The organism is Cuspidothrix issatschenkoi CHARLIE-1 (assembly GCF_002934005.1).
Taxonomy (GTDB): Bacteria; Cyanobacteriota; Cyanobacteriia; order Cyanobacteriales; family Nostocaceae; genus Cuspidothrix; species Cuspidothrix issatschenkoi.
In genome coordinates, this window is the sequence record NZ_PGEM01000005.1 from 1 (window position 1) to 22230 (window position 22230).

The 22230-nt window shown below is 37.7% G+C and carries 22 protein-coding genes and 1 tRNA gene; 12 read left to right on the forward strand and 11 right to left on the reverse strand.

The features are described 5' to 3' along the window. Positions 1 to 339: 339 nt before the first annotated feature. A complete protein-coding gene (locus CUN59_RS00780) occupies positions 340 to 720 on the reverse strand; it encodes a DUF4359 domain-containing protein (RefSeq protein ID WP_104386069.1) in 381 nt (126 codons plus the stop codon). Between the two features lie 123 nt (positions 721 to 843). Between CUN59_RS00780 and CUN59_RS00785 the strand changes: the two genes are divergently transcribed. Continuing rightward, a tRNA-His gene (locus tag CUN59_RS00785) sits at positions 844 to 916 on the forward strand. A gap of 201 nt (positions 917 to 1117) precedes the next feature. Here the strand turns inward: CUN59_RS00785 and CUN59_RS00790 are convergent. After that, on the reverse strand, positions 1118 to 2107 hold the full coding sequence (locus CUN59_RS00790) for an N-acetylmuramoyl-L-alanine amidase (RefSeq protein ID WP_104386050.1): 990 nt from the start codon (positions 2105 to 2107) through the stop codon (positions 1118 to 1120). Between the two features lie 165 nt (positions 2108 to 2272). On the opposite strand from CUN59_RS00790, the gene bchH reads away from it, so the two are divergent. Further along, a complete protein-coding gene (gene bchH, locus CUN59_RS00795) occupies positions 2273 to 5992 on the forward strand; it encodes a magnesium chelatase subunit H (protein ID WP_104386051.1) in 3720 nt (1239 codons plus the stop codon). A gap of 50 nt (positions 5993 to 6042) precedes the next feature. Here bchH and CUN59_RS00800 read toward each other — a convergent pair whose 3' ends face one another. Both CUN59_RS00800 and CUN59_RS00805 read right to left on the reverse strand, forming a co-directional pair. Then, a complete protein-coding gene (locus CUN59_RS00800) occupies positions 6043 to 6453 on the reverse strand; it encodes a type II toxin-antitoxin system death-on-curing family toxin (protein WP_243406822.1) in 411 nt (136 codons plus the stop codon). Then, on the reverse strand, positions 6431 to 7060 hold the full coding sequence (locus CUN59_RS00805) for a hypothetical protein (RefSeq protein ID WP_104386052.1): 630 nt from the start codon (positions 7058 to 7060) through the stop codon (positions 6431 to 6433). The genes CUN59_RS00800 and CUN59_RS00805 overlap by 23 nt, the downstream gene beginning before the upstream one ends. A gap of 213 nt (positions 7061 to 7273) precedes the next feature. On the opposite strand from CUN59_RS00805, the gene CUN59_RS00810 reads away from it, so the two are divergent. Continuing rightward, positions 7274 to 7834 (forward strand): Uma2 family endonuclease, encoded by a 561-nt coding sequence (locus tag CUN59_RS00810; protein ID WP_104386053.1) that lies wholly within the window; start codon positions 7274 to 7276, stop codon positions 7832 to 7834. Here the strand turns inward: CUN59_RS00810 and CUN59_RS22260 are convergent. From CUN59_RS22260 to psbN, 5 genes are all read right to left on the reverse strand, one after another. Next, complete coding sequence (locus tag CUN59_RS22260; protein WP_279327281.1) at positions 7829 to 7960, reverse strand: hypothetical protein; 132 nt, start codon at positions 7958 to 7960, stop codon at positions 7829 to 7831. The two genes, CUN59_RS00810 and CUN59_RS22260, sit on opposite strands and share 6 nt — an antisense overlap. Beyond that, positions 7957 to 8223, reverse strand: a complete 267-nt coding sequence (locus tag CUN59_RS00815; RefSeq protein ID WP_104386054.1) for a ribbon-helix-helix protein, CopG family — start codon at positions 8221 to 8223, stop codon at positions 7957 to 7959. Before CUN59_RS00815 ends, CUN59_RS22260 begins: the two co-directional genes overlap by 4 nt. A 92-nt stretch (positions 8224 to 8315) precedes the next feature. Then, positions 8316 to 8948, reverse strand: a complete 633-nt coding sequence (locus CUN59_RS00820) for a Uma2 family endonuclease (RefSeq protein ID WP_104386055.1) — start codon at positions 8946 to 8948, stop codon at positions 8316 to 8318. 424 nt (positions 8949 to 9372) lie between these two features. Then, positions 9373 to 9969, reverse strand: a complete 597-nt coding sequence (gene dcd, locus CUN59_RS00825; protein ID WP_104386056.1) for a dCTP deaminase — start codon at positions 9967 to 9969, stop codon at positions 9373 to 9375. Positions 9970 to 10358: 389 nt separating this feature from the next. Further along, entirely contained in the window at positions 10359 to 10496 is a 138-nt protein-coding gene (psbN, locus tag CUN59_RS00830) for a photosystem II reaction center protein PsbN (RefSeq protein ID WP_104386057.1), read from the reverse strand. Between the two features lie 519 nt (positions 10497 to 11015). Between psbN and psbH the strand changes: the two genes are divergently transcribed. The 3 genes from psbH to pth all read left to right on the forward strand — a co-directional run bounded on the left by psbH (position 11016) and on the right by pth (position 12200). Then, on the forward strand, positions 11016 to 11219 hold the full coding sequence (gene psbH / locus CUN59_RS00835; protein ID WP_104386058.1) for a photosystem II reaction center phosphoprotein PsbH: 204 nt from the start codon (positions 11016 to 11018) through the stop codon (positions 11217 to 11219). 79 nt (positions 11220 to 11298) lie between these two features. Then, complete coding sequence (locus CUN59_RS00840) at positions 11299 to 11559, forward strand: TatA/E family twin arginine-targeting protein translocase (protein ID WP_104386059.1); 261 nt, start codon at positions 11299 to 11301, stop codon at positions 11557 to 11559. Further along, positions 11556 to 12200: an aminoacyl-tRNA hydrolase gene (gene pth, locus CUN59_RS00845; RefSeq protein WP_104386060.1), complete on the forward strand. Its 645-nt coding sequence runs from the start codon at positions 11556 to 11558 to the stop codon at positions 12198 to 12200. The genes CUN59_RS00840 and pth overlap by 4 nt, the downstream gene beginning before the upstream one ends. 332 nt (positions 12201 to 12532) lie before the next feature. On the opposite strand, the gene CUN59_RS00850 is transcribed toward pth, so the two are convergent. Together CUN59_RS00850 and pgl are read right to left on the reverse strand one after the other, a co-directional pair. Then, complete coding sequence (locus tag CUN59_RS00850) at positions 12533 to 13504, reverse strand: double zinc ribbon and FHA domain-containing protein (protein WP_104386061.1); 972 nt, start codon at positions 13502 to 13504, stop codon at positions 12533 to 12535. Between the two features lie 182 nt (positions 13505 to 13686). Continuing rightward, on the reverse strand, positions 13687 to 14409 hold the full coding sequence (gene pgl, locus CUN59_RS00855) for a 6-phosphogluconolactonase (RefSeq protein WP_104386071.1): 723 nt from the start codon (positions 14407 to 14409) through the stop codon (positions 13687 to 13689). A 194-nt stretch (positions 14410 to 14603) separates the two neighbouring features. On the opposite strand from pgl, the gene CUN59_RS00860 reads away from it, so the two are divergent. From CUN59_RS00860 to CUN59_RS00890, 6 genes are all read left to right on the forward strand, one after another. After that, positions 14604 to 15932, forward strand: coding sequence for an adenylosuccinate synthase (locus CUN59_RS00860; protein WP_104386062.1), 1329 nt, complete (start codon positions 14604 to 14606; stop codon positions 15930 to 15932). Positions 15933 to 15987: 55 nt separating this feature from the next. After that, entirely contained in the window at positions 15988 to 16287 is a 300-nt protein-coding gene (gene rplY, locus CUN59_RS00865; RefSeq protein ID WP_104386063.1) for a 50S ribosomal protein L25, read from the forward strand. Positions 16288 to 16443: 156 nt separating this feature from the next. Next, positions 16444 to 17982, forward strand: a complete 1539-nt coding sequence (locus CUN59_RS00870) for a bifunctional aminoglycoside phosphotransferase/ATP-binding protein (protein WP_104386064.1) — start codon at positions 16444 to 16446, stop codon at positions 17980 to 17982. A 181-nt stretch (positions 17983 to 18163) separates the two neighbouring features. Beyond that, positions 18164 to 18673, forward strand: a complete 510-nt coding sequence (locus CUN59_RS00875; RefSeq protein WP_104386065.1) for a hypothetical protein — start codon at positions 18164 to 18166, stop codon at positions 18671 to 18673. Between the two features lie 317 nt (positions 18674 to 18990). Then, positions 18991 to 19968 carry an ABC transporter substrate-binding protein gene (locus CUN59_RS00885; RefSeq protein WP_243406823.1) on the forward strand — a complete coding sequence of 326 codons (978 nt, stop codon included), beginning with the start codon at positions 18991 to 18993 and terminating at the stop codon, positions 19966 to 19968. A 14-nt stretch (positions 19969 to 19982) separates the two neighbouring features. Further along, positions 19983 to 22043 carry an ATP-binding protein gene (locus tag CUN59_RS00890; protein ID WP_104386068.1) on the forward strand — a complete coding sequence of 687 codons (2061 nt, stop codon included), beginning with the start codon at positions 19983 to 19985 and terminating at the stop codon, positions 22041 to 22043. Positions 22044 to 22230: the final 187 nt, after the last annotated feature.

Below are 22230 nucleotides of genomic sequence, written 5' to 3' on the forward strand. Positions count from 1 at the left end.
TCTATTGGTCTGACATTCCCTCCAAGGGCAGAAGTCCTGATTCCCAAGACCCAAATCTTTCTCTTGTGACACTTACCTACTAGCTTGGTTTTCGCTTACGGCATTGGTGGTCAAGATTCTACAACTTTATCACGAAATTTTGGGAATTCTTCATCCATCTCATAGATAATATTTACAAAAAACCTCAAATGTTCTTTGCCCTTACAAGGTCCTACACCTCGTATTAGTTGAGAACGATTTCGGTTTTTCCCGCCTTATATCCCACCACTGAATTTGGTACTCCAAATTCAGTGGGGGACTTACGGCGAATAGTTAAATCTTGATTTAATTTATACTCATTTATTTTTGTTCAGCATTGAAAGTATAAAATTGATTCAATGCTCCGACGGTTTCAAATTTGTAACCAGGAATTACAGAATCCAGTTTAATTTCCGTGCGATAAATACTAAAGATGAGATAATCTTGGCGATTGGTTGTAGTGGTAATCAATTCTTTGAGATGTGGCATGGCAGATTGAAGCATGCCCTCACAATTGACTTTAATTAGTTTTTCCAAGAAACTTGGCGTTTTATTGCACACATCTGTTTTTAAATATGTCGTCACTTTGTCGAGTGCATATTCTTCATACTTAGTCTGATTTGGGTTGGTTTTGGTCAAAATTGCTCCTAAAATGCTAACACTCGCAGCACCTACACATATCAGCATAGTTAAAGGTTTCATATCTAGCCCCATCCGGTGTAGTTGTTAGTTTTTAAAAGACTACCAAGAAAATTATCTAATTTCTAGCAAAAAACCTTGATCTTTTTTTTAAAGTTGTGCTATACTTGCAAAGTAAGTTAAATGGCGAGCGTAGCCAAGTGGTTAAGGCAGTGGTTTGTGGTACCACCATCCGTGGGTTCAAGTCCCATCGTTCGCCCTTTATTAAGTCAAACATTTTACAAATTTCACCAAAATAATTGGTGATTTTTTTATGAGTTCAGGATTTCAGAATAAAGAAGATGTTTGTTTTATCTTCCCTGTTCGTTGTTATATCAAGTTTTCTGTATCCTGAATCCCTATTTATGAGTTATGCTAATAGCGGGCAATAAGCCCGCACTATCAGGATGAAAATTTGCTACTAACCTATCAATTTCTGCCAACTCATTGTCCCAACAATACCATCAGCAGTTAACCCATTTTGTTGTTGAAATTTTTTGATTGCTGCTTGAGTTTTTGGTCCATAAATCCCATCGGGTTGAGAACCTATACGATATTGTAAATATTTGATAATTACACCACTGGTATGAGTGCCTTGAACCACTCGTTTAGCCAAAATTTGATTGATAGCATCCCAGGTAGTATTACTTGCCATTCCTGTTGGTAAAATGCCGACAATTCTCTGGAATTTTTCCGTTGCAGAAGATGTAGCTGGTCCCATACCATTATCTTCTGCTAAGGGTCTATTATTTTTATCAGTAATTTTCAGCCGATTTAAAGCCCGTTGTAGTCTCAAAATGCTCTTATCTTTATTACCTTCTTCATCTATAACAGTATTAACAGGCACAATAGGTACAGGAATTGGTATGCTAGGAGTAGGGTTAGGAGTGGAAGTATTTGATACTTTACCTGTTAAACCAGCAACTATGGCGTTAGCCATTGCTTCACTATCATATAGTTGCATATCTTTGGCTGAATCAATGAAGCAACCTTCTATGAGAATTCCAGGCATATTTGTTCTTCTGAGAACATAAAGGTGTGAACCACTTTTAACCCCACGATTAAAAAAGCCTAACTTAACAATTTCATCTAATACCTTTTGGGCGACTTTTCTGCCAGCATCACTAATAGCAAATACTTCTGTCCCATTAGCTTGTCCATTAAAAGCATTAAAATGAATAGATACAAAAAAATCTACTCTGTTATTATTGGCTTTCTCGCAACGCCTGCCTAAAGATTGATTTACTGTCCTAGCACTATTCGGTTTACATGGTATTACTGTATGTCCTAAACTTTCTAATTTGGCTATAATCTTATTCCCTAACTCCATTGTTAACTTATCTTCTGATTTAATGCCGTTTGCACCACTATCAGGAGGGCAGTTATGACCAATATCAATCCCAAATTTCATCGTTATCTCCTTAATTGACTTGGTAAGTATTCCAGTAGTTTACTACTTGTTAATATAATTCCCAAAAGCACCAATCTTAATTCTAATCTCTAGGTAGAGATTCTCCCATTAATCCCTAACAATGTTTAAGATCAAGGTAAAGAAATATTTCATAGCAAAAGCACAATGAAACGTATCGTCCTAATTGCTGGGTTTGAGTCTTTTAATGCCCAATTGTACCGAGAAGCGGCTTTTTTGGCTAGTTCTCGCTGTCCTGAGTTGGATATTCGCGTTTTTAGCGATCGCAATATTACCACCAACCCCGATGAAGTACAAGCGGCACTTAAAGATGCTGATGTATTTTTCGGTAGTTTAATTTTCGACTATGACCAGATTTTATGGTTAAGGGAACATATCGCCAGTATTCCCATTCGGCTTATATTTGAATCAGCCCTAGAATTAATGAGTTTAACCAAAATAGGCGCGTTTTCTATTGGTGATAAACCTACAGGAATGCCAAAACCCGTTAAATTCATTCTTGACAAATTCAGCAACGGTAAAGAGGAGGACAAACTTGCTGGTTATATCAGTTTCTTAAAAATTGGCCCCAAGTTGTTAAAATTTGTCCCAGTGCAAAAAGTCCAAGACCTCCGCAACTGGTTAATTATTTACGGTTATTGGAACGCCGGTGGCACAGAAAACGTAGCCGCTTTATTTTGGACACTGGCGGAAAAATACTTAAATTTAAAAGTTGGTGATATTCCTGCACCCATCGAAACCCCTAACATGGGTTTATTACATCCCGACTATCCAGGGTTTTTTACATCACCAAAAGCATATCTTGAATGGTATCAAAGAAGGGAACACTTCGGCAAGCTCAGTGGATCACAGGGAAAAAAGAATTTACCAGTTATCGGAATTTTACTTTATCGAAAGCACGTTATTACAAAACAGAATTACATACCGCAATTAATTAGAAAATTTGAAAACTCAGGTTTAATACCCTTACCAATTTTTATTAACGGAGTTGAAGGTCATGTTGCTGTGCGTGACTGGATGACAACCGACTATGAAACCCAACAAAGAAAACAAGGAAATATAGAAACTCCTTCCCTTTCTTCCGAAGCAGTAAAAGTTGATGCGATAATTTCTACAATAGGTTTTCCTCTGGTTGGTGGCCCTGCGGGTTCAATGGAAGCAGGACGACAAATTGAAGTTGCTAAACGCATTCTCACAGCTAAAAATATCCCTTATATTGTTGCTGCACCTTTATTAATTCAAGATATTTATTCCTGGACTCGTCAAGGAATTGGCGGTTTACAAAGTGTGGTTTTATATGCACTTCCTGAATTAGATGGGGCAATTGATACCATTCCTCTAGGTGGTTTAGTTGGAGAAAATATTTATTTAGTTCCTGAAAGGGTACAGCGTTTAATTGATAGAGTTAAAAACTGGGTTTCATTAAAACAAAAACAAGCAGCAGGAAGAAAAGTTGCCATCATTTTATATGGGTTTCCTCCCGGCTATGGTGCGGTAGGAACGGCTGCATTATTAAATGTTCCCCGCAGTTTAATTAAATTACTTCATGCACTTAAAGACCAGGGTTATAATGTCGGCGAAATTCCCGAAGATGGAGAAGAATTAATTCGCCAAATTAAAGAAGCAGATGAAATTAATCCCACCCTTAACACAACCATCATATCCCCCCGCATTTACGGGGGTTCTACAGTCAATGCCAGAACCTTAGAAAAATGGTTAGGATATCTCAATACAACCCGTATTGAAAAACAATGGAAATATCTCACAGGTAGCGGTATTAAAACCTATGGCGATGAATTTAATATTGGTGGTGTGCAATTAGGAAATATTTGGATTGGTGTCCAGCCGCCGTTGGGTATACAAGGCGACCCGATGCGGTTAATGTTTGAACGAGATTTAACCCCCCATCCCCAATATGCTGCTTATTATAAATGGTTGCAAAATGATTTTCAAGCTGATGCAATTATTCATTTTGGAATGCACGGAACGGTTGAATGGTTGCCAGGTTCACCTTTAGGAAATACTGGTTATTCTTGGTCGGATATTTTGTTGGGAAATCTGCCCAACTTATATATATACGCTGCTAATAATCCTTCAGAATCAATTTTAGCCAAACGTCGCGGTTATGGGGTGTTAATTTCTCATAATGTGCCGCCCTATGGTCGCGCTGGTTTATATAAGGAGTTGGTGAATTTACGCGATTTAATTGCCGAATATCGGGAAGATCCAGAAAAAAATTATCTGTTAAAGGAAGGAATTTGTAAGAAGATTCTTGATACTGGTTTGGAAATAGATTGTCCTTTTGATGATGCCAAAAAGCTGGGTATTCCATTCACACCGGAAAATGTGAGAATGTTCAGTAATCATGCTTTTGATCATTATTTGGTAAAGTTATATGAGTATCTGCAAGTTCTCGAAAATCGTCTTTTTTCTTCTGGGCTGCACGTTTTAGGGGAAGCACCAAATGAGGAGGAGTTAACTGGTTATTTGGATGCCTATTTTGGAGGAGAGAATGAACCACGAAGGGACGAAGAACACGAGGAAGGAAGAGAAGAAGAAAGAAAGGAAATTACAGGTTTATTAAATCAGTCTACTGATGAGTTAACGAATCTTTTACGGGGTTTAAATGGTGAGTTTATTCCTCCTGCACCTGGTGGAGATTTGTTAAGAGATGGTGCGGGTGTGTTACCAACTGGTAGGAATATTCACGCTTTAGATCCCTATAGAATGCCTTCTCCTGCTGCTTATGAAAGAGGTAGGGAAATTGCTAGGAAAATTATTGATCAGCATTTGGCAGAACATCATAAATATCCTGAAACTGTGGCGGTTTTATTGTGGGGTTTGGATGCTATTAAAACTAAGGGTGAATCTTTAGGAATTCTTTTGGAGTTGGTTGGTGCTGAACCTGTGAAGGAGGGAACGGGACGCATTGTTAGATATGATTTAATTCCCTTGGAAAAGGTGGGACATCCGCGCATTGATGTGTTAGGAAATCTATCGGGTATTTTCCGTGATAGTTTTGTAAATATCATTGAATTATTAGATGATTTATTTCAACGTACTGCTGATGCTGATGAACCAGAAGAAATGAATTTCATTAGAAAACACGCTTTAATTTTAAAAGCGCAAGGTGTAGAAAATTCTTCAGCGAGATTGTTTTCTAACCCCTCTGGTGATTTTGGTTCTTTGGTTAATGATAGGGTGGTTGATGGTAACTGGGAAAATGGCGATGAGTTGGGTAAAACTTGGGAAACTCGCAATGTGTTTAGTTATGGTAGAAATGATAAAGGACAAGCTAGACCGGAAGTTTTGCAGACTTTATTAAAAACAAGCGATCGCATTGTTCAAGAAATAGATTCAGTAGAATATGGTTTAACTGATATTCAGGAATATTATGCCAATACCGGAGGTTTGAAAAAAGCCGCAGAACAGCAAAGTGGGAAAAAAGTTACAGCTAGTTTTGTAGAGAGTTTTTCTAAAGATACCACTCCCAGAAATTTAGATGATTTATTACGAATGGAGTACAGAACTAAGTTATTAAATCCTAAATGGGCTGACGCAATGGCTAACCAAGGTTCTGGCGGTGCTTTTGAAATTTCTCAACGCATGACGGCGTTAATTGGTTGGGGTGGTACTGCTGATTTTCAAGATGATTGGGTTTATGATCAAGCGGCAGAAACCTATGCTTTAGATCCAGAAATGGCGGAAAAGTTACGCAAAGCAAACCCTGAAGCTTTTAGAAATATTTTGGGGAGAATGTTAGAAGCATCGGGACGTGGTTTATGGCAAGCTGATAACGAGAAGTTAGATAAATTGCGTCAATTATATGAATTGAGTGATGAGGAATTGGAAGGTGTGACAGTTTAATCCTAGGGTGCGTTAGCGACAGCGTAACGCACCACATCTCAACTGATATTTTAAAATAATTCTATAATACAATCTTTCAATATCTCAATCAAGTCTTCTTTACTAACTTTATTATCAGCAACCTGCATTGTTAATTGATATGCTTCTTCTGGTGTCATGTTCAGTTCATAATCATTCAAGTTCAAGAATGTCACCATCACATCAAAAGCAGTGCGTTTATTTCCATCTATAAAAGCATGATTATTAGTAATGTGAAATAAATATGCTGCTGCTTGTTCAACAATAGTAGGATGTAATAATTCACCCCCAAAACTTGCTTGAGGTTGATAAATAGCAGAATCTAATAAACCTTCATCGCGGATACCATCTGATCCACCATATAAGTTAATTTGCTTTTTATGTATGCTTAATACATCTTCTTTATCAATAAATTTAGGACTATGCAAGTTTTCTATACACATAATCCCATTTTTTGGTAGATGCTAAAGAAATTAACATAGCTTCTGATTCTTGGGGTGTTATATCTCCTAAATTAAAAGCATTAATTTCTTCTTCCGTTAATGCGTTAACTCGTAAGCTTGCTTTGATTAAGGTTTGTAATAGGTGTTTTTGAGTTTCCAATAAAATGTATAAAACGTATTTTTCAACGGTTTTATCGCCTCCAAATTCATCCTCATTTTTGGTTAATTGATATATATCAATCCATTGTATAGTCTGTTTTTTTATGGTTTCTATCTTGAATACTCGGATGAAAAAATCCCAATATTTCTCAACAATTTCTTTTTCTAAGAAATTGTACCTAACGAATGCTAGAGGTACTACTTGACCCTGTGTTCCTTTTTCTATAAAAATTTCACACAACTTTATACTCCTAAGAAATTTTTCACGGAATTGTCTAAACTCTTCCGTAAGCTGACTCAGAGATACTTGTCTGCTATTAGATAACTCAATCATATCCGCCACTGCTTCATCTTGCGGGTTTGCATCATTTAAGCATCTTTCCAGGACTTCTATCCTTTCCTGAATGCTATTAATCATCTCTTGTGGGAATGTAAAGCTGTATACCATTTCTTATGTACCTGACTGGTTATATTACCTGCTTTCCTAAAACTATTTTAAATCAAAAACACATAAGTAGGTTAGCACTAAAAATTGTCGTTGGGGCAAGGGATTTTTCGATTCACCTACTTAATCTTAAGTCCTAAAATAAGTATTTTGATAAAATTACCAATAAAACTGCTATAATAAAACTCAAAAATCTTGACCAACTACATTAAATATATGATCGCTAATCATGATATTTACATCACTCCCGAACAATATTTAGCACTAGAAGAAAAAAGCCCAGTCAAACATGAATACATCAACGGTTACATCTACGCAATGGCTGGTGCTTCCGATCCCCATATTACAGTAACAGGTAATATTTTCACTCTCATTCGGAATCACATTCGCGGTAGTGGGTGGCGAGTTTTTTTTACTGACATGAAAAGCAGAATAGAAGCAATAAATCGTTTTTACTATCCTGATGTGATGGTTACTTGTGATGAAAGAGATAAAGGATTATTAAATTATAAAAAATTCCCCTGTTTAATCATTGAAATTTTATCAGATTCTACAGAAGCGTTTGATAGAGGTGATAAATTTGCAGATTATCAAAATATAGAAACTTTACAAGAATATGTTTTAATTGATGTTAAAAAACCTAAAGTAGATTGTTTCCGGCGTAATGATCAAGGGTTATGGGTATTACAATCTTATACAGAATCATCTTTTGAGTTCCAAAGTATTAATTTTCAGGGAAATATGGATGATTTATATGAAGATGTAACTTTTTTATAGCAGTGAAGTATTTTTATCTAAAGTCACTCTTTCAGGCTGATTTTGATATTTACCTACTACAAAAATTGGGGCTTTCATAATCCGCCAATTAAACGCTAAAAAAGCACCCGTATCAACAATAATCATAATCTATCTTCTTCTTGTTTAGCCCTAAGATAATCAGCCATTTTAGTTTTATAATTAAGCGACAGATCAGCATCACCATTAAAACATCCAACTAAACCAAGTTCTTGAAATATTTTTAATGGTGCCTTATTAGTAGTGTTAATTTGGTTGTAATATTGCTCAATAGCTTGTTTAATCGCCGCGCTCAAGTCTTGATTTGTTTGTTCCTGAATATACGCAAGTTTTTGAACAGCCTCATCATCAAGTTGAATTTCCAACTGCATAATCTTACCTCATCGGTTGATAATTTGACTGAAAAAATTAGAGAGTGTTTGGTTAGTTGATGAAAGTTAAAAAAACTGTCGTTTTCGCGTAACTACAATCTACCTACTATATTTACACTACCACCAGCAGTTAAAACTTGTTTTGCAGTTAATTGTAAACTGGGGAAAAGAGAAGAAATAAGTAGATCATCATGTTGAAACAACTGCTTTTGATACTCATCTTCAATTAACTTACAAATAGTAATAGTTGGCCGCTTAACTTTACCAATATATTCTCTACCACCTAAACCCAAATAATCTATAATCCAATATTCAGGTACACCTAATAAAGCATAATCTTCAACCTTGCGAGCATAATCATTTTGCCAGTTTGTACTCACAACTTCCGCAATTAATTTAATTAATTTTCCTGATGTAATTACAGGTTCTTGTTGCCATAAAGGCTCATTGATTAATTGAGTTTGATCCAGTACAATCACATCAGGACGAAAAGCCGTATTAGTTCCCAAAAGTTTAACCAAACAGCGAGAAGGCGTAAAATATGGTAAATCTTGATGATCAATTTCTACATTTAGTTTACGACTGGTAAAAGCTGATATTTGTTCATGTAGTCCCGTGGGTTCCATCTCGATTAATTCCCCATCAATTAATTCATAATGATTATTGTCACCATATTGAGTAATAAACTCATTCACAGTGATTAGTTTTGGTGCTGCTTGTACCATGATGATTTTTCCTCATCTTCTAACTTGTTAAACTTGAAATTCTCAGATACCCGACTTCTCAAAGAAGTCGGGGATCTTTTAAATATAATTCAAATTCCTCAAAAAATCATTTAACTCTTGTAACGTCTCCTCCCGTTCTCGTTCCACCATCGTAGCAGCAACCGCGTATTTATCCCAAAAATTCTCAAACACAAAAATAACCATTCTTCTAACAGCATTTAAAGACCTCTCTAACTGTTCCGCAAGTAAATCATAATGATTTTTTCTTTAATCTTTTTCACCCTTGCGGTTAGTTCATCCTTCATACTCTAATAATTCCTGTGCTGTTTCCACTAAAGACTCAATCTCAGCATCCTTTTGAGCGATATCACTTTCTAACTGGTCAGTTTCTGCTGCTTCACCTTGAAAAAATGCCTTAGTTCTTTTATACTTTAGCTAAAGTCACTCTTTCAGGCTGATTTTGATATTTACCTACTCTATCTGCATAGGTAGTTTGACATGGTTCTCCTTCTAAAAACAATAATTGTACAACTCCTTCATTGGCATAAATTCTACAATCAGCACTTGATGAATTACTAAATTCCAGGGTAAGTGCGCCATTCCACGAAGCCTCCGCCGGTGTGATATTTGCTATCAAACCAACACGGGCATAAGTGCTTTTTCCCAAACAAATTGCAGTTACATTAGGAGGCATTTGTAATTTTTCTAATGCTACTCCTAGTCCATAAGAATGTGCAGGAATAATAAAAAAATCTCCATCTTCATCATGTTGTAAATCAACAGATTCTAGATTTTTGGGATTAAATTTTTTAGGATTAACAACTGTTCCAGGAATATGTTTAAATACTAAAAATTCTTTAGGTGATAACCGTATATCATAACCATAGGAAGATAAACCATAACTCAATGCAGGTACTTCTGCGCCAGATTCTAAACTGATAGTGCGAAGTAAACTAGGTTCAAATGGTTCAATCATTCCTTTCTTTGCTTGTTCAATTATCCACTTGTCATTCTTCAACATTTGATAGTTACCTTTTTACTAGACTTTATTTGATGTTACTTAAATTCCCAAGCCTGTTATCCTAGCATGATGAAGGATACCAATTTCTCAAAAATGATCCAAAATTTTTATTCGATTTGATCAGGACTTACGCAAAACACCACGAAAGTAGGGGTAATTCATGAATTACCCCTACGAAAGAATCAGGTTTTTGATTGCTTTGTGCGTAAGTCCTATTGATATTGGCAAAATTTTAATTAGTAGGGTGGGCAATGCCCACCAAAAAATTGCTAATAATACAGATATAGCGGTATGCAGTTGAATGAGATAGGAACTGAAGCTTAAAAATCATACAGGATAAGGTTTTGCCTCCTGCCTCCTGCCTCCTCACCTCTGCCTCCTACTATAGATTAATCATCGTGATCATCAAAAGGATCATCTAATTCTTGGCTAGGGGGTCCAAAAGATGTGTAAATTGCCATACCAGTAATAGCAACAAGTGCCGCGCAAAAGGAAATTCCCAGCACTGTAGCGGGTTCAAATTCCATAAATTTAGATACATATTATGAGAGTTATATTTATAGAATATTACAAAATTTAACTTAAATATCAGATCAGTAACTAGAGGAGGTGACAGGTGACAGGGAACAGGTGACAGTTGGCATAGGTGAAAGTCTCTATCTGTCTGAGTTTGATCCTATTTGACTAACCTAAAATATTCATTAAACCATCAGGTAATCTTGCCCCATTAGTAGACCGTAAATTATGTAGTTTTGTAAATGTAGGGAAAACCTTCACGAATATAGCTCAACAAATATCACAAACTGCGATAATTTAAGAAAAGCTTTTGGAGTAATCCGCGTACCGTGAGACAACCGGGAACTTATCCGCTAATGGATATAAAGCTTGGGTGGTTATTCGTGATTACGAGTAAACGCAAAGTGTTAAATCTGTAGCTAGGTTAATCTAACACAGATAAATACAATCCAAGAATCCCCAGTCTATTCAGGCTGAGGAATGTCTAAGAAAATTTAAAAAAAGCTTTGGCAACTGATCTTAGGTGAACTATGGCACAACGGACTAGGTTGGGAGATATTCTCAGACCCTTAAATGCTGAGTATGGTAAAGTATCTCCAGGTTGGGGAACAACACCTTTAATGGGTGCTTTTATGGGGTTATTTCTGGTATTTCTGTTAATTATTCTCCAAGTTTATAACAAGTCTCTGTTAATTCAGGATGTGCTTGTTGATTGGCGCAGTTTAGGTGGCTAATACCTATTTAGCAATAGCGCTAATATGAAAATTAGCTTCTACCCGGCTTGTCCGGGTTTTTTCTTTACAGGAGAGCAAAATGAATATATTTGGTATTGGTTTACCAGAAATGGCTGTAATTATGGTAGTGGCACTATTAATATTTGGACCCAAGAAATTACCAGAAATTGGCCGCAGTCTAGGGAAAACCATTCGCAGTTTTCAAGACGCTTCTAATGAATTTCAAACTGAATTTAAACGAGAAGCTGAACAGTTAAAAGAAACTGTCCAAACAACCGCCGAATTAGAAACAAAACACATTGAAGCTGGAAAACACCAGCAGGAAAACACACAAGGATGAAGGATGAAGAAGTAAAACCCAAGGCTTTGGTAATTCCCCAGCTAATTGTGGGACTAGGAAACCCAGAACCAAAATATGACCAAACTCGCCACAATATTGGCTTTGCAGCTATAGATAGTCTTGCTCATGCTTGGCAAATTTCTGTAGCTGAAAATCGTAAATTTCAAGGCGAGTTTGGCGAAGGTACTGCACCCGGTAACGGTAAAATCCGCTTACTTAAACCCTTAACCTATATGAATCGTTCCGGGCAAGCAGTACAAGCTGTAACCAGTTGGTATAAATTACCTCCCGAATCAGTATTAGTTATTTACGATGATTTGGATTTACCCTTGGGAAAAACTCGTTTACGCTTATCTGGTTCTGCGGGTGGACATAACGGCATGAAAAGCATTATTTCCCACCTCAATAGCCAAAACTTCCCCAGATTACGAATTGGTATCGGTAAACCCAAAAGTGCAATAGATGGGGATAATTCCCATACCGTTTCTCATGTTTTAGGACGATTTTCTGCGGCTGAAAATAAAGTCATATCCCAAGTTTTAGACTTTATGGTTGACTGTGTAGAATTTAGTTTTAAACAAGGGGTAGAAAAGGCGATGAATCGTTGTAATACCCAGAACTTTTCAGATGTTGAGTCTTGAGCAAAAAAGTAAGGATTCAGGATAGAAAATACTCTAAGTCAGGAAAATCAAGGCTTTTGGAGTAAGTTATGATGATTTTTAAGAAAATATCACTTGCCTGTATTCCTGATTTTATAAGCATTCTGACTCGGTGAATCCTGACTCGGTGAATTCTTACGCAAAAAAAGGCGGGTAAACTCCGCCCTCAGATATTACAACTGTTTGCAAAGGTATGAGGTACACATTTTGCGGGCAGGATGCCCGCACCACAAAAGTTTGATTATGGTTGTACCTCATTTGAATGAAATATGCTGTAACGCTTTGTAATAGGTTGTGAAATTTCTAATTGGTAATTAAGAAAGTTGGAACAAGAAAGTAACTAAATCACCCTTACCTAAGCTGATGCGATCCCCCGGACGGAGGCGGTGTCTATTTCCTGGTAAGAGAGGCAAATTATTGATGTAAGTACCATTGGAACTACCCACATCTTCTACATAACAAGAATCACCTTCAATGCGAATATCTGCATGAATCCGAGACACAATCTCAGAATTAGCAAATCCAGAAACATCTATATCTGGAGGAATGCGATCATTAGGTTTACCAATATGAATTACCGATAGATTTTGTGGTAATTCTATTTCTTGACTAGCTTGAACATGGAATAACCGAGCTACTAATTGCTGTAATTGGGTTTTAGAAATATTGGCTGGTGCAGGGGGTTTTGGTGGTTCAGGAATTGTCATCGGATCGATCTGCTGTACATAGGCAGGAGGAATATAAACTTCCTCTTCCTGTGCTACGGGTGGAGGTGTGAGTGCTTCGGGAATATAAATTTCTGGTTCTGGTGCTGTTGGTGGAGATGTGAGTGTAGCGGGAATGTAAACTTCCTGTGCTGCTGCTGGAGGTGAAGGAATATAAACCTCTGGTTCTGACGTTACAGGTGCAGGTATAGCGGGAACATAAACAGCTTGTTCCTGTACTACCGCCGGTGGTGTGGATGGGGCAACTATAGCTGTTGGTGGTAGGTTAGGTGTGGCAATTCCTAAAGCATCTGGCTTTAACAGTTCCATGATAGGCTCAGGAGTTACCAAGGCCACTGGTTGTACAGGATTAGGGGCAATGGTGCCGGTGGCTGTGGTTGCTGCTACAGCATTAGCGTGAAAATTAAGGTTATAGCCGCACTGACCACAGAAAGCGGCATCGGATTGTACAGTTGCCCCACAATTAGGACATTTAGCTGTAGCGGGTAACGGCGTATAGCAAGCTTCACATTGAACAGCACCGTCTGGATTGGGATGATTGCAATTAGGGCAGACGATCATGGATTTAAGCCTTAGTGAAGGTCGTTGTAAAAATATGACAGCATAAGTACAAATGTAACTTTAGCTTTCTTCCGATGCTAACAATTACTTAGATTGAGAATACAGCAGATTGTAAGTCAAGGAGGCTTCCGTGAGCGTCAGCCGATAGCATAGCGTGGTGTTAGCCATACCACTGCCTATAATTAGGGTTTAAGTTCTAAACCGGCGGCTGCGTCTAGCAACCAGTAAAGCTTGCCCTGGGGTTTAATTAAGCGAGATGGATAGATGAAATCATCAGCTACGGGTGCAAAGATTTTTGCTAAAGCCGGTCTTTTGTTAGCACCGGCAACCAGAAAAATCACATTGCGAGCCGCATTAATGAATGGGTAGGTAAAGGTGATGCGGAGGTTATCATCTTTATTACCCACAGTAATTAGGCGATCGCACACCTTTAGAGCCTCTGTATGGGGAAACAAAGATGCAGTATGGGCATCATCACCCATTCCTAGTAAAACTACATCTAATGGGGGGAACTCTCCAGATGTAGACTTAAAAAATGTTTGCAGATGCTGGTTATACTTAGCAGCATCCACTTCTGGATTAGCAGCTAAAGTCGGTATAGCATGAATATTTACTGCTGGGATAGCTACCCGATCCAACCATGCACGCCGTGCCATCAGTTCATTGCTATCGGGATGATCGGCTGGCACATAGCGCTCATCCCCCCAGAATACATGAATCTTATCCCAGGGTAAGTTCTGATTAGCTATGGCTTCATACAATGGTTTTGGTGTGCTACCACCAGATAAAGCAATGGTAAATTGCCCTCGTTCACTAATAGCAGTTTCCACTGTGGACAGGATTAATTCTAGCGCCCGATTGACCAGGGCTGATACACTGGAGTGGACTTCAATAGTTTTGTTCATGGCATTATCATGACATAGGCTGTTTCTTTGTAATACCATACCGAACTTTTGATAATTTTCCGGTGTGAACCCCATTAACCATTAACTGGGTAAACCTTAACTCCTAAACCACTAACAATGATTTTTGTTGACAAAACCTAAAAAATCTGTTAACAATTGATCTTTGTGGAAACTTTACCCTTTAATATAATCTCTTGGCTAACGTCATTGTCATAGGCTCTCAGTGGGGCGATGAAGGAAAAGGTAAAATAACTGACTTACTCAGCCGCTCCGCAGATGTGGTGGTGCGTTACCAGGGGGGAGTCAATGCTGGACATACCATAGTAGTCCAAGGTCAGACATTTAAACTGCACTTAATTCCCTCTGGTATATTGTATCCAGATACAGAGTGTATTATCGGCTGTGGAACAGTTATAGATCCACAGGTTTTGATAAAAGAACTCGAACAACTTGAAAAATTAAATATTTCTACGGCTAATCTGTTGATTTCAGAGACGGCTCATGTTACCATGCCTTACCATCGGCTAATTGATCAGGCATCAGAAGAACGGCGAGGAAATCATAAAATTGGGACAACCGGTAGAGGTATTGGTCCTACCTATGCTGATAAATCCGAACGGACGGGCATCAGGATGTTAGACTTGATGGATGCCCAAGGATTGCGTAAGCAATTGGAATGGACAATCAATTATAAAAACACAATTTTAGAAAAGTTGTATGATATTCCTCCTCTTGACCCCCAAGGGGTAATTGAAGAATATTTAGGTTATGCAGAAAGATTACGTCCTTTTGTGGTGGACACATCAATAAAAATATATGATGCTGTGCAAAAACGACGTAACATCTTGTTTGAAGGCGCGCAGGGAACACTCCTGGACTTAGATCATGGGACATACCCCTATGTCACCTCTTCTAATCCTGTCGCTGGTGGGGCTTGTGTGGGTACTGGTATAGGGCCAACAATGATAGATCGGGTCATTGGCGTATCCAAAGCATACACTACCAGAGTCGGCGAAGGGCCATTTCCCACAGAATTAAATGGGGAAATTGGTGACTTACTCGGCGATCGCGGTGCGGAATTTGGCACAACCACAGGCAGAAAACGCCGTTGTGGTTGGTTTGATGCTGTCATTGGGCGTTATGCAGTTCGCATCAATGGTATGGACTGTATGGCCATTACAAAACTAGATGTCCTCGATGAACTAGAAGAAATCCAAGTTTGCGTGGCCTATGAAATTGATGGCCAACGCTGCGAACACTTCCCCACCAGTGCCCGTCAGTTTGCTCGTTGTCGTCCCATTTACAAAACCGTCCCCGGTTGGAAAGTCCCAACCAGTCAGTGTCGTACCTTGGAAGAGTTACCACAGCAAGCATTGGACTATCTCAAATTCTTAGCTGAATTAATGGAAGTCCCGATCGCGATTGTTTCCTTGGGAGCAAGTCGTGATCAAACCATCATTGTAGAAGACCCTATTCACGGACCAAAACGCGCACTGTTGTACCCCAACGGTATGCCTGTTTAGTCAGTAGTCAGTGGTCAGTTGCAAAATAACAGACAACCAACAACTAACAAATTATATGGCGATCGCAGTAGAATCTCAAAAACGTCCAGAAGGTAGCAAACCTAAAGCCTTACGTCGTTCTGGCTTAATTCCTGCCAATTTGTATGGACACAAAGGTATTGAATCAATTTCTCTAGTTCTTGACGCTAAAGTTGTAGAACGCTTACTCAAACAAGCTGCACCTAACAAAACCGAAGTAGAACTCAGCATCCCTGAATTACAGTGGACTGGTACAACCGTCATCCGTGAAGTGCAAATTCACCCAGCCAAAGGTACACCTTACCACCTCAGTTTTTTTGCTGGCAATAAAGCCTAAAATTCAGGTAATAATAACTAAGAGAACCAGGGTTAAACCTGGTTTTTTTGTAAAAAAAGGCAAAGAGAAGGTGACAGTTGACAAGAGGTAGGAGAGAAAATTCTATTCCCTCGTGCCTACCTATTGCCTGTTCCCTGTTCCCTATTACCAATAAAAATGACAGAAACAAACCTTCCCACCTTCATCCAACAAATGTTACAGCCAGGATTTTATCCTCATCCCGTAACAGAACCCATTCAACTCATTCAAACTCACGTTTCTTACGTCCTGTTAACAGGAGATTATGCTTACAAGCTGAAAAAACCAGTCAACTTTGGTTTTTTAGACTTTTCCACCCTAGAAAAACGACAATATTTTTGTCACGAAGAACTACGTTTAAATCAAAGAGGTGCAGGTGAATTATATTTAGAAGTTGTCCCCATAACTTTAACCGGTCAACAATACTATTTAGGTGGTACAGGTGAGGCTGTAGAATACGCCGTTAAGATGCGTCAATTTCCCCAAGAAACCCTATTTAGTGAACTTTTTGCCAGTGGGCAGTTACAGGAAAGCTACTTAGAAGAATTGGGACGAGTTGTAGCTCAATATCATGCTCAAGCAGTCACAAATGATTATATTCGCAGTTTTGGGGAAGTCTCCCAAGTGCGGTTAGCCATTGATGAGAATTATCAACAAGCACAAAACTATATTGGTGGTCCCCAAACCCAAGAACAGTTTGAAGAAACAAAACAATATACCGATAATTTCTTTGTTCAACATCCAGAATTATTTAAAAGCAGAATTGACAATAACTATATTTGTGAATGTCACGGCGATTTACACCTGCGAAATATTGCTTTGTGGCATGATAAAGTCATGCTGTTTGACTGCATCGAATTTAACGAGCCTTTCCGCTTTGTTGATGTCATGTATGATGTGGCATTCACAGTCATGGATATTGAAGCCAGAGGCAGGAAAGACTTAGGAAATGCCTTTTTAAATGCCTATCTAGAGCAAACGGGAGATTGGGAAGGTTTACAGGTATTACCTTTATATTTAAGCCGTCAAGCCTATGTGCGGGCTAAAGTGAGTTCCTTTTTATTAGATGATCCTAACATCCCCGATGCCGTAAAGGAAGAATCGGCAAAAACAGCAGCCGCATACTATCGTCAAGCATGGGAATATACCAAACCCCAACAGGGAAAACTGATTTTAATGTCCGGGTTATCTGGCGCTGGTAAAAGTACCACAGCTAAATATTTAGCCCGAAAACTCAATGCAGTTCATCTACGTTCCGATGCTGTGCGTAAGCATTTAGCAGGAATTCCCCTATTAGAAAGAGGTGGGGATGAAATCTATACACCGGAAATGACCGAAAAAACCTATAGCCGATTGTTAGCATTAGGAATTATACTGGCTAATCAAGGTTGGTCTGTGATTTTAGATGCTAAATATGATCGCCAGGATTTAAGATCCGCAGCTATTTCCCAAGCAACCCAGCACCAATTACCCATACACATTATTAATTGTTCCGCACCTGTAGAAGTTTTAACACAACGACTACTACAGCGCACAGGGGATATTGCTGATGCTACTGCTGATTTATTAGCATCCCAAATCAAGCAATTTGAACCATTTACAGGTCAAGAACAACCTTATCTAACAGTTGTAGATACAACTGAACCACTAGAGGCACAATTATCAGGATTGATTTAATTGTGCCTCTAGTAAATTAGGGTTTAGTAAACCTATCCCTAAGAACCTCCATTCCTCCCATCACCAAACTGAGTACAGTTTTGGTGGGGGTCTCCTGGAGGTTTAGATGAAACCTTTACGCCGTAAAAAATACGTCAAAAACTTCTTGATTCTGCCTTTTTAATTTTTAATTCCTAATCTTATGGCACCAAAGAACAATCTTCTGAGCGAAATTTTATCTTCTTCCCCTAACTTTCCTTCTCAACTGTTATTTGGGTTATTTTTATTCATTATTGCCAGAATTGCTGGGGCTTCATTTCCCCTGAGTTTATTTGTGGGTATGATGGGTGGTGTGAGTTTAGGATTAATCACAAACGCAAATGAAAATAACCCGGATTCCACCATAGTAGCACCTAATGATGGTATTGATGCTGGATTAAAATATTGGTTGGTGTTTATGCTGGTTTGTCTGTTTTTAGGTTATTCAGCACCCATGAGTATTTTGTTTGGTGGTATTGCTGGTGTGGGTGGTGGCTGGATTATTTCTTGGTGGCGTAGTCAAGACACCCTACAAACACAATTATCACGAGAAATGCCAGAAGAAAATATAGAAGAACCAAGCGAAAGAAGTGCAAAAAGACGCAAAAGAAAACCCAGCCAACGTTCCCGTCGCGCCTCAACAACTTTCAATTTTCGTTTTTGGGAAAAGTAAGTAGGTGAACCGAAAAATTTAAAGGTATGTGAAGAAAAGTTCACATCTCACAGTTCCCTGTTCCCTTGCCCCAACGACAACTTTTAAAGTTAACCTACTTAGTTAATAATTGGCAACAAAAATATTCAATTACTTCTTGGGGGGTAGGCATAATTGGACAAGCTCAGTACAAATCTTGTCTGCGCTTAGACTCGGTCGCACTAGAAGCCCATCCCACAAAAATTGAACGGGTAAAATTTCAGATTCTGAAATAAAATATATATTCAACACAAAGTATAAATTATTAAATAATACTAACAAAGAGAGGATTAGAGATTTTGTGGATTAAATTCGTAAAATATTTGATTTTCAGCATAGTTACAAGTATTTTAGCGATCGCTATCACAAATTGTACCACCGCACCATCATCGCCATTACGTATTGGTGCGAATCTGTGGACAGGCTATGAAACCCTATACTTAGCCCGCGATCTTGGTTATTATGATCAACAACCGATCAAATTAGTAGATTATCCTTCAGGAACAGAAGAAGTAAGAGCTTATCGCAATAATGAAATTGAAGGAGCAGGGTTATCAATTGACCAAGCTTTATCCATAGCAGCAACTCAAGACAATATTAAAATTATTACCATCATGGATGTTTCTCATGGTGGAGATGTAATTTTAGGCAAACCCGAAATTGCTAATATAAAAGCCTTAAAAGGAAAGCGTGTAGGTGTCGAATCAACTGCTTTAGGAGCTTTTTTTATAAGTCGCGCGCTGGAAAAAAATGGAATGTCTGTGAAAGATATTCAGATTGTTTCTTTAGAACTGACTGAACATGAACGAGCTTATAAACAAGGAAAAGTAGATGCTGTTGTTACCTTTGGTCCAGCTAGAATCAAACTATTAGCAGCCGGAGCAAAATTATTATTTGATAGTAGCCAAATTCCTGGAGAAATTGTAGATATTCTGGCTGTAAATAAAGAAGCTATAACTAATTCTTCTGATACCATTCAATCATTAGTCAATGGAAGATTTCGCGCCTTAGATTATTTGGAAAAAAATCCTCAAGATGCAGCCAGTCGCATAGCTAAACGTACCCAAGTAACCCCGGAACAAATTTTAAACGCCTTTAAGGGATTACGTCAGCCCAATTTGCAAGAAAATCAAAAACTACTCGATAAAAGCGATCCTGCATTAGTAAATAGCATGAGAAAACTTGTACAGATAATGGTAGAAAATAAATTGTTACCAAAGGCAATTGATCCTGTAAATTTACTCGATGATCGGTTTATTAAAAATGCTAAATTATAAAGTGGAAAATCCTCATGAAAAGTTTTCCCCTCCCCCTAAGATTTTCAATTCCGTCAATTTTAATCTTATGCGGCGGCTTATTGGGAATAACATCTTTTAATCAAGAAATTTATGAAACATATAAAAAAACCGAAATAACTACTAAAAATTACGTCCAAATTTCCGCAGGACAAACAGCCAGAATTTTAGATTATTTATATCGAAGATCAGATATTGAAGATGCGGAAATTACTATTATTAGTCAACTTGGCAGTGACCCAAACTTAAATTCAGTCATGCTAATTGATGATAAAAATACTGTTCACCTATCAAACCGTTATGAACTTATAGATACTCCCATTAATAAAACCATTGCTGCTCCTTATAGGGATGATTTAAGGACTGCACGAGAAAAATTTACAGGAAATATAATACTTTCTCAAGATAAGCAAAAGCTAATAGCAATTTATCCTGTTCTTTTACAGACTTTGCCCAACGAAATACGCCCTTCTAGAGTAGGAATTTTATTTTTTGAATATGATCTTACCCGTACTAAACGACAGGCTTATAATGATGCTTTAAGACGATCTCTAATATTTAATGGTTTATTAAGTATATTTTGTATAGGCTTATGGTTTTTCTTTGAATTAACTCTAACTCGTCGAGTTTCTCAGTTAGTTGCAGCTAGTCATAGTTTAGCTGAAGGTGATCTGAATATCAGAACCCAACTATCAGGATCGGATGAACTTACCCAAATCTCCATTGCATTTGATCACATGGCCGGTAAAATTCAGGAAAATACTAAAATTCTGCAAGAGGAGTTAATGAAAAGAGCAATTATTGAAGCAAAATTGAAAGAAACCAATGAACAACTATCTATTTCTAATGTCGAACTTGCATCTGCAACTAAAGCGAAAAGTGAGTTTCTAGCAAATATGAGTCATGAAATTCGCACCCCGATGAATGGTGTGATTGGTTTAACTCAACACCTGGCTATGATGAATCTTTCAGAAGAACAAAGAGATTTAGTTCATACTATTCGAGATAGTGGTGATGCGCTTTTAACTATTATTAATGATATTCTTGACTTCTCTAAAATTGAATCAGGAAATTTGCAATTAGAAGAACATCCTTTTATATTAACAGATATCATTAAATCCATTTGTAATCTTCTATCTACACAAGCAACTAAGAAAAATATTAACCTTGAATATGCTATTGCTGATGATATTCCTGCTTATCTTTTAGGAGATAGTTCGCGCTTGCGTCAAATCTTACTTAATCTTGTAGGCAATGCCATCAAATTTACTGAATATGGTGGAATTTATCTTTCAGTCAATAGTCAAATAATTGTCAATAATCAAGGATTTCCAGCATATCAAATCATGATTACTATTAAAGATACAGGCATTGGCATTAATAAGCAGAACTTACAAAAACTATTTCAGCCTTTTAACCAGGGTGATACTTCTATTAGTCGTAAATATGGTGGTACGGGTTTAGGCTTAGTAATTAGTAAGAGTTTAGTGGGATTAATGGGAGGGAAAATTTGGGTAGAAAGTCTTGGTAATGTTGCTGGTAATCCTCCTGAAAATTGGGTATTCAATCCAGAAAATACTCAAACTCAAGGTTCAATTTTTTATTTTACTTTTATTACTAAGGAAGTTTTAGCTTCTAGTTTAACTACTAAACATGCTCACGAAAATGAGAAAAAAGAAGGAGAAACCAACAAAATTGATATAAAAATCCTTCTGGCAGAAGATAATAAAGTTAATCAAAAGGTTGCTCTTATGACTTTGAAAAAACTTGGTTATACCGCCGATATTGCCAACAATGGTTTAGAGGTATTAGCCATGATAGAAAATCAACTTTATGATGTGATTTTAATGGATATGCAAATGCCAGAGATGGATGGTATAACCGCTACAAAAATGATTCGGGAAGCCAATATATCTCAACCTTGGATTATTGCCTTAACAGCTAATGCTTTAGTCCAAGATCGTCAAATTTGCTTAGATGCAGGTATGAATGATTTTCTGGCTAAACCACTGGTAATAACGGAACTCACAGAAGCTTTAAAAAAAGTGCCAATTTAATTGGATTAGTAAAATTTGAGAATCTATGATTAGACATCTCAAAATAAAAGGTTCTTCGGTACTTGTGATGCTAAATTACTAATTGGGTAAGAGGGAACAGGGAACAGGGAACAGGGAACAGGGAACTCTTAACTGGGAACTCTTAACTGGGAACTCTTAACTGGGAACTCTTAACTGGGAACTCTTA

Coding starts and splice junctions, on each gene's coding strand:
- CUN59_RS00780 (WP_104386069.1), bottom strand. CDS start 720: ATGAAACCTTTAACTATGCTGATATGTGTAGGTGCTGCGAGTGTTAGC.
- CUN59_RS00790 (WP_104386050.1), bottom strand. CDS start 2,107: ATGAAATTTGGGATTGATATTGGTCATAACTGCCCTCCTGATAGTGGT.
- bchH (WP_104386051.1), top strand. CDS start 2,273: ATGAAACGTATCGTCCTAATTGCTGGGTTTGAGTCTTTTAATGCCCAA.
- CUN59_RS00800 (WP_243406822.1), bottom strand. CDS start 6,453: ATGTGTATAGAAAACTTGCATAGTCCTAAATTTATTGATAAAGAAGAT.
- CUN59_RS00805 (WP_104386052.1), bottom strand. CDS start 7,060: ATGGTATACAGCTTTACATTCCCACAAGAGATGATTAATAGCATTCAG.
- CUN59_RS00810 (WP_104386053.1), top strand. CDS start 7,274: ATGATCGCTAATCATGATATTTACATCACTCCCGAACAATATTTAGCA.
- CUN59_RS22260 (WP_279327281.1), bottom strand. CDS start 7,960: ATGATTATTGTTGATACGGGTGCTTTTTTAGCGTTTAATTGGCGGATT.
- CUN59_RS00815 (WP_104386054.1), bottom strand. CDS start 8,223: ATGCAGTTGGAAATTCAACTTGATGATGAGGCTGTTCAAAAACTTGCG.
- CUN59_RS00820 (WP_104386055.1), bottom strand. CDS start 8,948: ATGGTACAAGCAGCACCAAAACTAATCACTGTGAATGAGTTTATTACT.
- dcd (WP_104386056.1), bottom strand. CDS start 9,969: ATGTTGAAGAATGACAAGTGGATAATTGAACAAGCAAAGAAAGGAATG.
- psbN (WP_104386057.1), bottom strand. CDS start 10,496: ATGGAATTTGAACCCGCTACAGTGCTGGGAATTTCCTTTTGCGCGGCA.
- psbH (WP_104386058.1), top strand. CDS start 11,016: ATGGCACAACGGACTAGGTTGGGAGATATTCTCAGACCCTTAAATGCT.
- CUN59_RS00840 (WP_104386059.1), top strand. CDS start 11,299: ATGAATATATTTGGTATTGGTTTACCAGAAATGGCTGTAATTATGGTA.
- pth (WP_104386060.1), top strand. CDS start 11,556: ATGAAGGATGAAGAAGTAAAACCCAAGGCTTTGGTAATTCCCCAGCTA.
- CUN59_RS00850 (WP_104386061.1), bottom strand. CDS start 13,504: ATGATCGTCTGCCCTAATTGCAATCATCCCAATCCAGACGGTGCTGTT.
- pgl (WP_104386071.1), bottom strand. CDS start 14,409: ATGAACAAAACTATTGAAGTCCACTCCAGTGTATCAGCCCTGGTCAAT.
- rplY (WP_104386063.1), top strand. CDS start 15,988: ATGGCGATCGCAGTAGAATCTCAAAAACGTCCAGAAGGTAGCAAACCT.
- CUN59_RS00870 (WP_104386064.1), top strand. CDS start 16,444: ATGACAGAAACAAACCTTCCCACCTTCATCCAACAAATGTTACAGCCA.
- CUN59_RS00875 (WP_104386065.1), top strand. CDS start 18,164: ATGGCACCAAAGAACAATCTTCTGAGCGAAATTTTATCTTCTTCCCCT.
- CUN59_RS00890 (WP_104386068.1), top strand. CDS start 19,983: ATGAAAAGTTTTCCCCTCCCCCTAAGATTTTCAATTCCGTCAATTTTA.